Origin of the sequence: Paenibacillus sp. FSL R5-0912, from assembly GCF_000758605.1 — a bacterium.
Lineage (GTDB): Bacteria > Bacillota > Bacilli > Paenibacillales > Paenibacillaceae > Paenibacillus_AQ.
The window spans coordinates 1794958-1809747 of sequence record NZ_CP009282.1; the positions used below are offsets into that span (position 1 = coordinate 1794958).

The 14790-nt window shown below is 54.4% G+C and carries 13 protein-coding genes; 12 read left to right on the plus strand and 1 reads right to left on the minus strand.

Translation table 11 applies throughout. The features are described 5' to 3' along the window. The first annotated feature begins 159 nt into the window (after window positions 1–159). Window positions 160–696, plus strand: coding sequence for an RrF2 family transcriptional regulator (locus R50912_RS07630; RefSeq protein WP_042233669.1), 537 nt, complete (start codon window positions 160–162; stop codon window positions 694–696). Here R50912_RS07630 and R50912_RS07635 read toward each other — a convergent pair. Next, complete coding sequence (locus R50912_RS07635) at window positions 605–1021, minus strand: hemerythrin domain-containing protein (protein ID WP_042233672.1); 417 nt, start codon at window positions 1019–1021, stop codon at window positions 605–607. The two genes, R50912_RS07630 and R50912_RS07635, sit on opposite strands and share 92 nt — an antisense overlap. A 288-nt stretch (window positions 1022–1309) precedes the next feature. Here R50912_RS07635 and R50912_RS07640 point away from each other — a divergent pair, with 288 nt between their 5' ends. The 11 genes from R50912_RS07640 (at window position 1310) to moaA (ending at window position 14711) form a co-directional block, all read left to right on the plus strand. Further along, window positions 1310–4984, plus strand: a complete 3675-nt coding sequence (locus tag R50912_RS07640) for a nitrate reductase subunit alpha (protein WP_042233674.1) — start codon at window positions 1310–1312, stop codon at window positions 4982–4984. Continuing rightward, window positions 4974–6545, plus strand: coding sequence for a nitrate reductase subunit beta (gene narH / locus R50912_RS07645; RefSeq protein ID WP_042233677.1), 1572 nt, complete (start codon window positions 4974–4976; stop codon window positions 6543–6545). The genes R50912_RS07640 and narH overlap by 11 nt, the downstream gene beginning before the upstream one ends. Then, window positions 6538–7104: a nitrate reductase molybdenum cofactor assembly chaperone gene (narJ, locus tag R50912_RS07650; RefSeq protein WP_042233679.1), complete on the plus strand. Its 567-nt coding sequence runs from the start codon at window positions 6538–6540 to the stop codon at window positions 7102–7104. Before narH ends, narJ begins: the two co-directional genes overlap by 8 nt. Next, window positions 7101–7787, plus strand: coding sequence for a respiratory nitrate reductase subunit gamma (narI, locus tag R50912_RS07655; RefSeq protein ID WP_042233681.1), 687 nt, complete (start codon window positions 7101–7103; stop codon window positions 7785–7787). The genes narJ and narI overlap by 4 nt, the downstream gene beginning before the upstream one ends. A 50-nt stretch (window positions 7788–7837) precedes the next feature. Beyond that, window positions 7838–8296 carry a GAF domain-containing protein gene (locus R50912_RS07660; RefSeq protein WP_042233682.1) on the plus strand — a complete coding sequence of 153 codons (459 nt, stop codon included), beginning with the start codon at window positions 7838–7840 and terminating at the stop codon, window positions 8294–8296. Continuing rightward, entirely contained in the window at window positions 8296–9339 is a 1044-nt protein-coding gene (locus R50912_RS07665) for a PAS domain-containing sensor histidine kinase (protein WP_042233683.1), read from the plus strand. The genes R50912_RS07660 and R50912_RS07665 overlap by 1 nt, the downstream gene beginning before the upstream one ends. Window positions 9340–9367: 28 nt before the next feature. Next, window positions 9368–10015 carry a response regulator transcription factor gene (locus tag R50912_RS07670; RefSeq protein WP_042241832.1) on the plus strand — a complete coding sequence of 216 codons (648 nt, stop codon included), beginning with the start codon at window positions 9368–9370 and terminating at the stop codon, window positions 10013–10015. 23 nt (window positions 10016–10038) lie between these two features. Further along, window positions 10039–10566, plus strand: a complete 528-nt coding sequence (locus R50912_RS07675) for a hemerythrin domain-containing protein (RefSeq protein WP_042233684.1) — start codon at window positions 10039–10041, stop codon at window positions 10564–10566. Window positions 10567–10863: 297 nt separating this feature from the next. Next, the gene (locus R50912_RS07680) at window positions 10864–12354 is read left to right on the plus strand and encodes a nitrate/nitrite transporter (RefSeq protein WP_042233685.1); all 1491 of its coding nucleotides are present in this window, start codon (window positions 10864–10866) and stop codon (window positions 12352–12354) included. A 65-nt stretch (window positions 12355–12419) separates the two neighbouring features. Further along, window positions 12420–13670 carry a molybdopterin molybdotransferase MoeA gene (locus R50912_RS07685; RefSeq protein ID WP_042233686.1) on the plus strand — a complete coding sequence of 417 codons (1251 nt, stop codon included), beginning with the start codon at window positions 12420–12422 and terminating at the stop codon, window positions 13668–13670. Window positions 13671–13694: 24 nt separating this feature from the next. Continuing rightward, the gene (gene moaA / locus R50912_RS07690) at window positions 13695–14711 is read left to right on the plus strand and encodes a GTP 3',8-cyclase MoaA (RefSeq protein WP_042233687.1); all 1017 of its coding nucleotides are present in this window, start codon (window positions 13695–13697) and stop codon (window positions 14709–14711) included. The last annotated feature ends 79 nt before the right edge of the window (window positions 14712–14790 follow it).

Below are 14790 nucleotides of genomic sequence, written 5' to 3' on the forward strand. Positions count from 1 at the left end.
TTTAACAAAATGGACAAAAAATATGATATCATCTGTTAATAATATCACTTACATAAGGCCGGATTTGTGTTCTCCTTCTTCGCTTGTTGGCTGTATGTCCGCTAGACAAGCAGAAATCCGTTGACTGCATTGCATTTGTAAACAGAATGGAGAGAAGAGATGAGGCTGACGTTATATACCGACTATTCCTTGCGAATCCTCATGTATCTCGGAGCGAAGCAGCGGGAAGAGCTGACAACTATACAGGATATCTCCAGCGCATATGGCATCTCCAAGAATCATCTGATGAAGGTCTCGCATGAACTCGGTAAGGCGGGCTATATTGAAACGGTCAGAGGGCGCGGGGGAGGGATTAGGCTTGCGCTTGCGCCGGAGAAGATCAATATCGGGGAGGTCGTGCGCCGGATGGAGGATGATTTCTATCTCGTCGAATGCTTCCATCCTTCAGGCGGCAGTTGTCCGATCTCCCCGGTGTGCGGACTCAAAGGCGTGCTGGGCAGAGCCCTGCAAGCTTATCTGCAGGTACTGGGCGAGTATACGCTTGAGGACCTGTTGATGAATAGAGATGATCTGCGTGCCATTCTGCAGGAGAGCAGCAGCCGTGCTACTCCCCGAACAGAAGACGTTCCTCATCCCGGCTATGAACCGCGTTCACTACCAGCAGTGCGTGGAACTGGTGAACCACCTCAGGAGTGAGGCCTTGTTCCGCCAGCATTGCTTTGACATCCTGAACTATAATCCGCAGTAAGTCATGATCACGTGCAAGCCGGAGAACTGCGTCTTGCAGGCCGGGATGCTTCCCGGCCATCTCCTGATAGAATCCGTCTTCCTCCGCATCGGCGTGGCTGATAATCCGCGTCTCCCAGTACTCGATTAAATGCTCAGCGGCCTGGTGCGCCACTTCGAATTCCTTCGCTTCCAGCAGTTCCTCTACTTCCTCCGTCTTGGCTACAGCGCCGGATAGCCCGCCCTGATGTATAGCGTGATGGGCGTGCAATTGGCGCAGTGAGGGTCCTGGCATGTTGCTTCATCCTCCCGTTTTTGTGTCAGTATAACACACAGATTTGTAGTGTAATTCCCGCTAAGGCATTCCCCGGACAAGAAAGAGGGAAGTCCCTAACAGGCCGCTGCCGGATACAATAAACGGCCAGAACCCAGCTTTTCTCCTCAGCGGGAAAGGCTTATTTGCATTGGATTCAGATCAAGGGAATTCCCGAGGTTCAATAGGTGTTTCCCTAATGGGAAGCAGGGCCGGGGAGATCCATAATGGACTTAACTGAATAGATTTTGAAGGGAGTGTTCCTGAGCGATGAAGAAGAAATTCGGCCTTAACTTTTTTAAACCGGTGGAGAGCTATTCCGGGAACTGGTCCATTCTTGAAGAGAAAAACAGAGATTGGGAGAATATGTACCGCCAGCGCTGGTCTCACGATAAAGTAGTGCGCACCACTCACGGAGTCAACTGTACAGGCTCCTGCAGCTGGAAGGTGTTCGTGAAGAACGGAATCATCACCTGGGAGAACCAGCAGATTGACTATCCTTCCTGCGGACCGGATATGCCGGAATTTGAGCCGCGCGGCTGTCCCCGCGGAGCTACCTTCTCCTGGTACGAATACAGCCCGCTGCGCGTGAAATACCCGTATATCCGAGGGAAGCTGTGGCGGCTGTGGCAGACGGCGCTGCAGGAGCATGACAATTATGTCGACGCCTGGGCCAGCATTGTTGAAGACCCTGAGAAGGCAAGCCTGTACAAGAAAGCGCGCGGGAAAGGCGGCCACATCCGTGTGGCCTGGGACGACGCGCTGCGGCTGATCTCCGCACAGCTGATCTATACAATCCGTAAATACGGCCCCGACCGGATCGCCGGCTTCACCCCGATTCCGGCTATGTCGATGGTCAGCTACGCCTCGGGGGCGCGGTTCATCTCCCTCCTCGGCGGCCAAATGCTGAGCTTCTATGACTGGTATGCCGATCTTCCTCCGGCTTCGCCGCAGATCTGGGGGGAGCAGACGGATGTGCCGGAATCTTCGGATTGGTACAACGCCGGTTACCTGATGATGTGGGGCTCTAATGTACCGCTAACCCGGACGCCGGATGCCCACTTTATGACGGAAGTACGCTATAAGGGAACCAAAGTCGTGTCAGTCGCGCCGGATCTCGCCGAGAACGTCAAATTCGCCGACAACTGGCTGGCTCCGAATCCAGGCTCGGACGCGGCGCTTGCCCAGGCCATGACCCATGTCATCCTGCAGGAGTTCTACCAGGAACGCCAGGAGCCGATGTTCCTGAATTATGCGAAGCAATATACAGATATGCCGTTCCTGATTCTGCTTGACCCCCATGAGGATGCCCTGAAGGGCGGACGTTTCCTGCGGGCGAGTGATCTAGGAGATACCTCCCCGCACTCGGACTGGAAGCCGGTCATCTTCGACGAAGCAGCGGGTGAGATGATGGTTCCGAACGGAACCATGGGGCAGCGCTGGGAGGAGGGCAAGAAATGGAACCTGATTCTCGAGCGGGAGGACGGCCGTAAAGTGCAGCCCGCGCTGACCATAGAAGGGCACGGGGAAGAGTGGACGGAAATCGTGTTCCCGTTCTTCGATAATGCGGGCAACGGCACGTTCAGACGGATGATTCCGGCCCGGACAATCGTGCTGGCCGATGGCACAGAACGTTATGCCGCCACAGTCTATGATCTGATGATGAGCCAGTATGGCGTGGCGCGTACAGACAGCCCGCTGAATGCCAAGGGGTATGAGGATGAATCCTCACCGTACACCCCGGCCTGGCAAGAGAAGATTACGACGGTGAAGGCGAGTGTCGTCGTGCAGATTGCCCGCGAATTCGCCCAGAATTCGCTGGATACAGGCGGGCGCTCCATGATCATCATGGGCGCAGGGATCAACCACTGGTTCAACAGTGATACCATCTACCGTTCCATTCTGAATCTGGTGGTGCTGACCGCTTCCCAGGGTGTCAACGGCGGCGGCTGGGCGCATTATGTCGGCCAGGAGAAATGCCGCCCGATTGAAGGCTGGTCAACGGTTGCCTTTGCCAAGGACTGGCAGGGTCCGGCACGCCAGCAGAACGCGACATCCTTCTTCTACTTTGCCACAGAGCAGTGGCGTTATGAGGAGAGCGGCACCGATTCGCTGAAATCACCGACGGGCGGGGAGGTAGCTTACCAGCATCCGGCGGACTACAACGTGCTGGCTGCACGTCTCGGCTGGCTGCCTTCCTTCCCGCAATTTAACAAGAACAGCCTGCTGTTCGCCGAGGAGGCTGCGCAGCAGGGCAAGAAGACGAATGCGGAGATTATCAGCCACACCGTGGAAGAGATCACCTCGCGGAAAACACGGTTTGCCGTGGAAGATCCCGGCGCACCGGAGAACTTCCCCCGCTCCCTGTTCATCTGGCGCTCGAACCTGATCTCCAGCTCCGCCAAGGGGCAGGAATACTTCATGAAGCATCTGCTCGGAGCCTCCGACGGGCTGCTGGCCGAGCCGAACGAGGAACAGAAGCCGGAGGAGATCGTCTGGCGGGAGGATGTGGAAGGCAAGCTTGATCTGATGGTGGCTCTGGATTTCCGGATGACGACTACGCCGCTGTATGCGGATGTTGTCCTGCCGGCTGCAACCTGGTATGAGAAGACCGATTTGTCGTCCACCGACATGCATCCGTTTGTGCATCCGTTCAATCCGGCCGTGAATCCGCTATGGGAATCCCGTTCCGACTGGGATATCTACCGCCAATTGTCAGAGGTATTCTCCGAGATGGCGAAGTCGCAGCTGCCCGGCGTCTATAAGGATGTTGTGATGTCACCGCTGGGCCATGACTCCATCAGCGAGATTTCGCAGCCGATGGGTCTGGTCAAAGACTGGGCCAAGGGCGAAATCCCGGCCATCCCGGGCCAGACCATGCCGAACTTCACGATTGTGGAGCGGGATTACACCCAGATTCATGACAAATACACCTCACTCGGACCGAATCTGGCAACCGGCAAAGCAGGCGCGCATGGCATCAGCTTCTCTGTTGCTGAAGAATACGAGGAGCTCAAGAAGATCAGCGGCGTGCATTACGATGAATCGATTAAGAACGGACTGCCGAAGCTGCTAACCGCCCGTCAGGCCGCAGATACCATTCTTCATCTGTCTTCAGCCACCAACGGCCGCGTATCCCAGAAGGCTTATGCTGCAGCGGAGAAGGATTCAGGTGTAGAGCTGAGGGATATCTCGGCAGACCGGGCAGCCGAGAAAATTACGTTCCAGAGCATTACCGCACAGCCGCGCGAAGTTATTCCGACCCCGGTATTCAGCGGCTCGAACAAGCAGGGACGGCGCTATTCCCCGTTCACCACGAATATTGAACGTCTCGTTCCGTTCCGGACCCTGACGGGAAGACAGCATTTCTACATTGACCATGAAATCTTCCAGCAGTTCGGCGAAGCGCTGCCGGTCTACAAGCCGACGCTGCCTCCGATGGTGTTCGGGCCGCGCGACAAAGAAGTGAAGGGCGGGCAGGATGCCCTGGTTCTGAGATATCTGACACCGCACGGGAAATGGAATATCCACTCGACCTATCAGGATAACCAGCATATGCTGACGTTGTTCCGGGGCGGTCCAACGGTGTGGATCAATAATGAGGATGCCGCGGCCCATCAGATTGCCGATAATGACTGGCTCGAGGTCTATAACCGCAACGGTGTCGTAACGGCACGTGCGGTAGTCAGCCACCGGATGCCGAGAGGCACCATGTTCATGTACCATGCCCAGGACAAGCACATTCAGGTGCCGGGTTCTGAAATTACGGATACGCGCGGAGGAAGCCACAATGCGCCTACCCGGATTCATCTGAAGCCTACCCAGATGGTCGGCGGATATGCACAGCTCAGCTACGGCTTCAACTACTATGGTCCGATCGGCAACCAGCGTGATGTCTACGTAGCCGTCCGCAAAATGAAGGAGGTCAACTGGCTTGAAAATTAAAGCGCAAGTCGCAATGGTAATGAATCTGGATAAATGCATCGGCTGCCACACCTGCAGCGTGACCTGCAAGACGACCTGGACGAACCGCAAGGGTGCGGAATATATGTGGTTCAATAACGTGGAAACGAAGCCCGGTATCGGTTATCCGAAACGCTGGGAGGACCAGGAGCTCTACAAGGGCGGCTGGCAGCTGCGCAAGGGGAAGCTGGAGCTGAAATCCGGCAATAAGCTGTCGAAGATCGCACTCGGCAAAATCTTCTACAACCCCGACATGCCGGAGATGAAGGATTATTATGAGCCGTGGACGTACAACTACGAGCATCTGACGAATGCTGGAGAACAAAAGCATTCCCCGGTGGCGCGGGCCCATTCCGCTGTAACCGGTGAGAAGATGGATCTGGAATGGGGACCGAACTGGGAGGATGATCTGGCGGGAGCCCATGTAACCGGCCCGCTGGACCCGAATATCCAGAAGATCGAAGAAGAAATCAAGTTCAACTTCGAGAAATCGTTCATGATCTATCTGCCGCGCCTCTGTGAGCACTGCCTGAATCCAAGCTGTGTCGCCTCCTGTCCTTCCGGTGCGATGTACAAGCGGGATGAGGACGGCATTGTCCTCGTGGATCAGGAAGCCTGCCGCGGCTGGAGATACTGCATGACCGGCTGTCCGTACAAAAAAGTATATTTCAACTGGCAGACCAACAAAGCAGAGAAGTGCACCTTCTGCTTCCCGCGCGTGGAAGCCGGGCTGCCTACAGTATGCTCCGAGACCTGTACAGGCCGGATCCGCTATCTCGGGGTGCTGCTGTATGACGCCGACAAGGTTCTTGAGGCGGCATCCACGCCGGACGAGAAGGATTTATACAAGGCGCAATGTGATCTGTTCTTGAACCCGCATGATCCGGAGATTATGGCGCAGGCGAGAAAAGACGGCATCTCCGAGGACTGGCTGGAAGCCGCCCAGAACTCGCCGGTCTATAAGCTGGCGATTGAGCACAAGCTGGCCTTCCCGCTTCACCCGGAATACCGCACACTGCCTATGGTGTGGTATGTACCGCCGCTTAGCCCGATTATGAATTATTTCGAAGGCAAGGATTCGCTGAAGAATCCCGATATGATCTTCCCGGCCATCGAAGAGATGCGCACGCCGATCCAGTATCTGGCGAACATGCTGACGGCCGGCGACACGGAGACGGTCAAAGAAGCCCTGCAGCGGATGGCGATGATGCGCTCCTATATGCGCGCCCAGTCCACCGGCCGGGAATTCGATCTTACCCGTCTGGACCGTGTCGGCATGACCGCACAGCAGACAGAGGAAATGTACCGGCTGCTTGCGATTGCTAAATATGAGGACCGGTTCGTCATCCCGACCTCCCACAAGGAGCAGCACATGAATCCTTACCGTGCCCAGGGTTCGGCCGGTTACGGCAGCGGGATGGGGGACATGGGCTCCGGCTCCGGCTGTGACGGCTGCGGACCGGCCAGCCCTTCCGGCGACACCATGAAGACCGGCAAGGAAATGTATGAAGAGAATTTCTACGGGGGGATTTGGCGTGATTGATCTGATCAAACTGCATGATTACAAGGAATCCTTCGGTTATTTCGCCCTGCAGCTGATGTATCCGGAGAAGCTGGACTTTCATCCGGCTTTTCTGGAAGAGGCGTTTGACAGCACTCATCCGGGTTATGCCCACGTGCATGCCTATTGGAAGCAAATGCAGAGCTTCAGCCTGGATGAGATCCAGGAGAGCTATGCGGCCACCTTTGATTTTCAGAAGGACTGCGCGCTGTATATGACCTATTTCAAATTCGAGGACGCCAAGGAACGGGGGCAGATGCTCGCCAAGCTGAAGCTTCTGTATGAAATGTTCGGCCTTGTCATGCCGGAGAGTGAGCTGCCTGATTATTTACCGCTGATGTGTGAATTTATATATGCCGCCCAGTGGCTGGAGGTTCCGGGAGCGCCGGAGAATTTCCGGATGCTGATGGCGATTCTTGAGGATGGCACCTACCATTTGCTCAAGGCGCTGGAGCGGAATGAAAGTCCCTATTACCACCTGGTTAAGGGATTGCGCGAAACCTTCAAAGCTTGTGTTGAACAGGAGGCCCTGAGTCAATGAATATGGCAGGTCAGTTTTTATGGGTCATTTTCCCCTATATGTGTCTGGTGGTCTTTATCGGCGGGCATATCTTCCGTTACCGTAAGGACCAATTCAACTGGACAGCCAAATCGAGTGAATTTATTGAAAAGAAACAGCTGAAATTCGGCAGCATTCTGTTCCATCTGGGTATTATGCCGGTTATTCTAGGTCATATCGGCGGGCTCGCTGTCCCGAAATCATGGCTGGAGGCCGTCGGCGTGAGTGATCATCTCTACCACATCGGCGCGGTATATATCGGGGGAATCTTCGGCGCAGCTACCCTGCTCGGGATGCTGATACTGACCTCGCGGCGCTTTACGCTGAAGAATGTCCGCCGGCTCAGCAGCGCATCGGACCTGATTGTCAACTCCCTCCTCCTGTTCATCGTGTTCATGGGGATGTACTCCACGATTGTAACGAATGCCGTACAGCCTGAGTTTGATTACCGTGATACGATTTCTGTCTGGTTCCGCGGTTTATTCATGTTCCGTCCGGACCCGTCGCTGATGGCTGATGTGCCGTTTTCCTTCAAGCTTCACATTCTGTCAGGGTTTGCGATCTTTGCCTTTTGGCCGTTCACCCGGCTCGTCCATGTATGGAGTGTTCCGTTGAATTATGTAGGCAGAAGTTATATCCTATACAGAAGAAATAAATCGAATTAACGGAAAGAGCCGGGTGAATTTCTTTCCCTGTTCAAATGAGGAGAGAAACGATGAACAATAAGGTGGATTACCAAATTGAGCTTGACCGGATGCGCACAGCTTTGGGATATGACTTTATGTCGCTGGCCTTTGCCGAACCGGCGGAATATGACTATGTCATCCGGTGGAAATACGCCTCAGGCCATACAAATGACCGTTACAAACGAATTATACTTCAATCCGGCAGGGGGATTGCAGGCATCGTGTTCAAGACAGGCAAACCGTTCTTAATCCCGTCCGTGCAGACAGATGTGCAGCCGGACACCTTGTTTAACTATCCCATTACCAAGATGGAGAATCTGAGCAGCATCGGGGCTGTGCCGGTGTGGAATGATGCCCGTGTCGCAGGCGTGCTTCTTGGCGGTTTCAGGGGCGAACGGCAGGTAACCCCTGACATGCTGGGGGACCTGGACAGGGCAGCGCGTAGGGGGATTGGAGACTTGAACGGAAAGGAATTGTTGCTAAGTTGATGACACCCGGAACGGATCTGCAGAGTCTGCTCATGACGAAGCTGTTTGAGAACAGCTCGGAGGCGATGTTCTTTTTTGACCGGCAAGGGAAAGCCCTGGCCATGAATCCGGCTGCCGAGAACATCGTGGACAAGGATATTCTGAAGCAGCTGTATCAGGGGAATCCTGAGGCGCTTTGCGGGACCTGCCGGGGATACACGAGTGAGACGGAGCTCCGTACCTGCCTCAATTGTTATTTTCATACACCGGACTCCGAGGAGTTCACCTCATACCAGGTCTATCTGGAGACGAAGGATAAGGGGGTTGTCCCTTATGCCGCCACCTTTCACACCATAGATGACGAGAAGGGTATCAGAGTATTTATGCTTAGGGATCTGACCAGACAGTTCAAGACGCAAGAGAAGTTCTACCAGAACAAAATGATGAAGCATATCATTGAGGCGCAGGAGAATGAACGCAAGCGGATCTCCCGGGAGCTGCATGACAGCGTAGCCCAGGAGCTGATGAGTGCCGTGATTGATCTGCGTGTGCTGAAATATATGACAGCGGATGAGCAGCTGCTGAAGAAGATGAAGCAGACCGAGGTCTCCATGACCAGGCTTCTGAATGATATCCGCAACCTTTCGGTAGAGCTTAGGCCGGCTGCTCTGGATGATTTCGGCCTGGAGGCCGCATTCCGGTCGCACTTCAAGCGGGTGGAGCAAACCTATGGCCTGGTGATTGATTATGAGTCCCGGCTCTCCGAGAAACGGTATGGGAGTGAGATTGAAACCGTCATGTACCGTGTGTGCCAGGAAGCGGTGCTGAACGCCCTGAAGTATGCGCAGGTTGACAGTGTTAAAGTTTCCCTTACCGAAAACGACGGTGTGCTGCTGCTTCGGGTAGAGGATAAGGGAACCGGCTTTAATCAGGGTGACGAGCCGGATGGAACCGGACTTGGCCTGTTTGGCATGCAGGAGCGGGCGGAGCTGGTGGGCGGCACCTTCAGCGTAGATTCAGAGACAGGCAGGGGTACGACAATTATTTTACAGGTACCTGTATGATTTGCGCGAGGAAAGGAATGAGCTTCTGATGAAGATCGTCATTGCAGACGACCATGCGATCGTACGCAGCGGATTCTCCATGATTCTCAATTTTCAGAATGACATTGAAGTGATCGGGGCGGCGGCAGACGGCAGGGAAGCTTACACCATGGTAGCCAAATTCCGGCCGGACATTCTGATTATGGATTTAAGCATGCCTCCGGGAGAGAGCGGGCTGACCGCTACCGGCAAGATTAAAGAGGACTACCCCGATACCAAAATCCTGATTCTGACGATGCATGACGATGATGAATACCTCTTCCATGTGCTGAAGAACGGGGCCTCCGGTTATGTGCTCAAGAGTGCGCCGGACGAGGAGCTGCTGCTGGCCATCCGGACCATTTATGAAGGCGGGACCTATATTCATCCCAAGATGGCAACCTCGCTGGTCCGTGAGTTCATCAAGCAGGACAAAACCGGCGGTACAGAGGATCTGTTCGAGCTGTTATCCAAGCGGGAGCTGGAGATCCTGCCGCTCATTGCCAAAGGATACGGGAACAAGGAAATTGCCGAGAAGCTGTTCATTTCGGTGAAAACTGTGGAAGCCCACAAAGCGAAAATTATGGAGAAATTAAACCTTAAAAGCCGGCCGGAGCTGGTCGAGTATGCTTTGAGGAAAAAAATGCTGGATTTCTGACCGGCGAATGGAGGTAAGCCTTGATGCCGGAACATGCAGGGCTCAAGTTTACGGTGCCCGCCATGCGCATTCTTGAGAATGAACACCGCTATTTATCTTTTCTGATGGAAGAATGGCATGATATCGTACTTTGGTTTGAGGGGGCGCAGCCCGCTCCGGAAGAAGCCAGAGCTCAGCTTCATAAGCTGCGTAAGGCGGTTCTGGAGTTTACGGGCCCGCTGAAGAAGCATACCGTGAAGGAAGAAACACATTTTTTTCCGCTGCTGGGCCGTTACATCGGTTTTGAACAAGGGCCGCTGGTCGGCATCCAGGAGGAGCACCGCGAGATTGACGGGTATATAGGACATTTCCTGCATCACACAGAGGGCAATGCTGATCTGATGACGCTTGAGGATATTCGTGCTGCGGTGAAGGATGCAGGGGAAGCCTTTGAGGTGCTGACGGTACACTTTGTCAAAGAAGAGACGGTTATCTTTCCGATGGCTGAGCATCAGCTGAGCGCGAAGGACAAAGAGCGGTTAAGCCAACAGCTGAATACGCTTATTACTTGAGAATGCACATTTAAGAATGAATAATTATGTGATTCTGAACAGGCTGCTCCTATGGGGGGCGGCTTTTTTTGTGCACAGGAAATTAGACAACAAGAAATCCGGATAAATCGGGGGGAGGCGGCAGGAGTGAATAAGCTCTGGAGCAATGCCCCGCTGTGCGGGGTTATTTTTTTAGGGTTTCCCCTGTCAGGGAAAGGGGACTCCCCTATATCTGAGCCGGGGGACCGGCGGATACAATGAGTACAGGAAGTATTCATACGAATAATCAAGAGAATAAACGGCGAAAAGGTGAGTCGAATGATTAAAAAAGTGCAATTGCCGCTACAAACCTTAAACTTGATTACCGGATTCATGGTGTGGGTGATCATCTCTTCCCTGATGCCCTTTATTTCCGAGGACATCAGCATCCCTCCGGGAAGACTTGCGATGGTCACAGCGATTCCGGTAGTGCTTGGCTCGATTCTAAGAATTCCTTTGGGCTATTATGCGAACATTCTGGGAGCACGTATTATTTTTATGTCCAGCTTTATCCTGCTGTTGTTTCCGGTCTTCTTCATCAGTGAAGCGTCCACGGTTACTCACTTGATTATCGGAGGCCTGTTCCTTGGAATCGGCGGGGCTGTATTCTCGGTGGGGGTGACCTCTTTGCCGAAATATTTTCCCAAAGAAAAGCATGGTCTGGTCAACGGGATCTACGGAATCGGGAATATCGGCACGGCGGTCACAACCTTCTCGGCTCCGATGGTGGCGGCACAAATAGGCTGGGCCCCTGCGGTGAAAATGTATCTGATTCTGCTGCTGGTGTTCATCGCCTTGAACTTCTTCTTGGGGGACCGTCATGAGCCTAAGCTCAAAACACCGATTATTGAACAAATCAAAGGCGTATCCAAAAATGAGAAGCTCTGGCTGTTCTCCTTGTTCTATTTCATTACCTTTGGCTCCTTTGTAGCCTTCACGATTTATCTGCCTAACTTTCTGGTATCGAATTTCGGGCTGGAAAAGGTGGATGCCGGGATGCGTACAGCCGGCTTCATCGCCGTTGCGACCTTCTTCCGTCCGGTAGGCGGCTGGCTTGCCGACAAGTTCCAGCCGTTGTTCCTGCTCACCGGCACATTCAGTATCTATACCATTGCTGCTATTATCCTGGCCTTTATGCCTGACATGGGATTATATACAGCCGGATGCCTTGCGATTGCGTTCAGTGCAGGAATCGGTAACGGAGTCATTTTCAAATTAGTCCCGCTGTACTTCAATAAGCAGGCGGGTGTTGCGAACGGAATTGTATCGATGATGGGCGGCCTGGGCGGATTTTTCCCTCCGATCATGCTGTCGGTGATTTATTCGGCGACCGGGCAATATTCCATCGGGTTCATGCTGCTCTCCCAGGTGGCGCTGGCCAGTCTGGTGCTGGTCGTGTGGCTCTATTTCCAGGACCGGCTTGCGCTTACCTCTGAAGTGTTCAATTCTACCGGACAGGGGATTCTGGTTACCGATGTTTCCGGTTTGATTAAGACCGTCAATCCGGCCTTCACGAAGCTCACCGGCTATACGGAAGACGAGGTTCTCGGCAGACAGCCCAGCATTCTCAAGTCAGGCCGCCAATCCAAAGAATTCTACCGCGTCATGTGGGGGGAGGTCAGGGAGACGGGAATGTGGCAGGGTGAGATCTGGAACAGGCGCAAGAACGGGGAAGAGTATCTGCAGTGGCTGAACATCAGCGCTGTGAAGGATGACACCGGCGAGGATGTCCGGTATGTAGGCACATTCAGCGATATTACGCAGAAATAACCAATCCCTTTCCATACAGGACGGCATAGCCGGTTCTACTGGGTCCGGCATCAAGTTAGGAGCAGATGAAGGTGGAAAAGACCAGAAATCCGGTTACCGTGGCGGAGGCTGTATTCCGGGTAACCGAAAGAGTGTGCAGCACAGGTACAGAAAGAGTGCCGCTTGCCGCAAGCTATGGACGCATTCTGGCGGAGCCGCTGACGGCAACCCATGATGTTCCGCATTTTACGCGGTCCCCCTATGACGGGTATGCAATTGCTTCGGCAGATTCAGCCGGTGCTTCCGGCAACAGCCGGATCAGCTTCACGGTTGTAGATCATATCGGCGCAGGGGAGATATCTCAGGTTACGCTTGGGGCATTTGAAGCTGTCCGTCTGATGACGGGAGCCGCGCTGCCGGCGGGTGCCGATGCGGTAGTCATGTTCGAACAGGCCTCGGATGCGGGCCGGACGTTTACCATCCGCAAAGCCTTTGCGCCGCAGGAGAATCTGTCCCTGCAGGGTGAAGATATGCGGTCAGGCGAAAGGATCGTTCCGGCTGGCAGCTTCATTCATCCCGGAACTGTGGCGCTGCTGGCTACCTTCGGGTATGGGGAGGTACGGGTCGGCAAGCGGCCGGTTGTAGGCATATTGTCAACGGGAAGCGAACTGCTGGAGGTGACGGCTCCGCTCGTACCCGGTAGAATCCGCAACAGCAACGGGCCGATGATCGCTGCCCAGCTCGCCCGGATGGGTATTCCTTACCGGATGTACGATACGGCAGCGGACCAGCTGGAAGAATGCCTGCTGACGGTCCGGCAGGCGATGACAGAAACAGACTGCCTGATCACCACAGGCGGCGTATCCGTCGGCGACTATGACTACTTGCCGGAAATATACAAGCGCCTCGGGGCCGATGTGCTGTTCAACAAGGTGGCGATGCGTCCGGGCAGTGTGACTACAGTCGCGGTTGCCGGGGAGAAGTGCTTGTTCGGATTGTCCGGCAATCCGTCGGCGTGCTTCACAGGCTTCGAGCTGTTTGTCAGGCCCGCCCTGCTCACGATGATGGGGGCAGATAAAGTCTATCTGCCGCGTACGACAGCCGTACTGGCAGAGGATTTCCCGAAGGCCAATCCGTTCACCCGGTTTATCCGGGCTGTTCATGACCGGACCTCGGTGCGTCCCGCCGGCTTCAACAAATCGAATGCGGTATCTTCCATCGCACGCGGCAATTCGCTGATTGTGCTGCCTGGCGGGACAAGAGGTTATGCTGCAGGGGATCCTGTGGATGTACTGCTCCTCGGCGTTGAGGAAGGTACGGACGAATGGGTGCTGTAAGCTTACACGAAGGGAGATAGACCTATGACTGCTCATCCATTGCAGGACCAGCTGCGGCGGCCGATCCATGATTTGCGGATTTCGGTAACGGACCGGTGTAATTTCCGCTGTTCCTACTGCATGCCGAAGGAAGTGTTCGGTGAGGATTATGCCTTCCTCCCGGCAAGCGGGCTGCTTACCTTTGCAGAAATTCTCCGGCTGACGAAGCTCTTCGTCTCCCTTGGCGTAAGCAAAATCAGGCTTACCGGAGGCGAGCCGCTCATGCGGCGGAGCCTGCCCGAGCTTGTTGCCGGAATCCGCGCTATCCGTGGTGTCGAAGATATGGGGCTGACGACGAACGGGGTACTGCTGGGCGGGCAGGCATTGCCGCTCTATGCTGCGGGACTCCGCAGGCTGAATGTCAGCCTGGATGCTCTGGAGCCTGAGCTGTTCGGCAGAATGAACGGGCGGGGTTACAAGCCTGGAGCGATTTTACGACATATTGATTATGCCGTAGCAGCCGGCTTTGAGGTCAAAGTAAACATGGTGGTACAAAGAGGGGTGAACGAATCGGAGATTGTGCCGATGGCGGCCTACTTCAAGGATAGAAATATAACGCTGCGCTTCATCGAATTCATGGATGCCGGCAACGACAACGGCTGGAGCTATGAGAAGGTCGTTACCAAAAAAGAAATTCTGGAGCGCCTCCAAGGTGCTTTTGTGCTGGAAGCCCTGGAGCACCATTATTTCGGCGAGGTTGCGCAGCGTTATGGCTACAAAGGCAGTCAGGCGCAGATCGGCTTTATCACTTCCGTATCCGAATCCTTCTGCTCCTCCTGCACGCGGGCCCGGCTGTCTTCCGACGGCAAGCTGTATACCTGCCTGTTCGCATCGGACGGCTTTGATCTCAGGGCAATGCTCCGCAGCGGTGCGGATGATCAACATCTGCTGGCTGCCATTAGAGATGTCTGGGAGAAGCGCGTTGACCGCTATTCCGATGAGCGGACAGAACAGACCGCGGGGAACAGAACCAAGATCGGCATGTCCTATATTGGAGGTTAAGCACAGAACGCATTATTCAGCGGTTGAGCGGGCAGGAATGCAGCCTGAAACTACATTGTATATGACGGGAGACGAACTG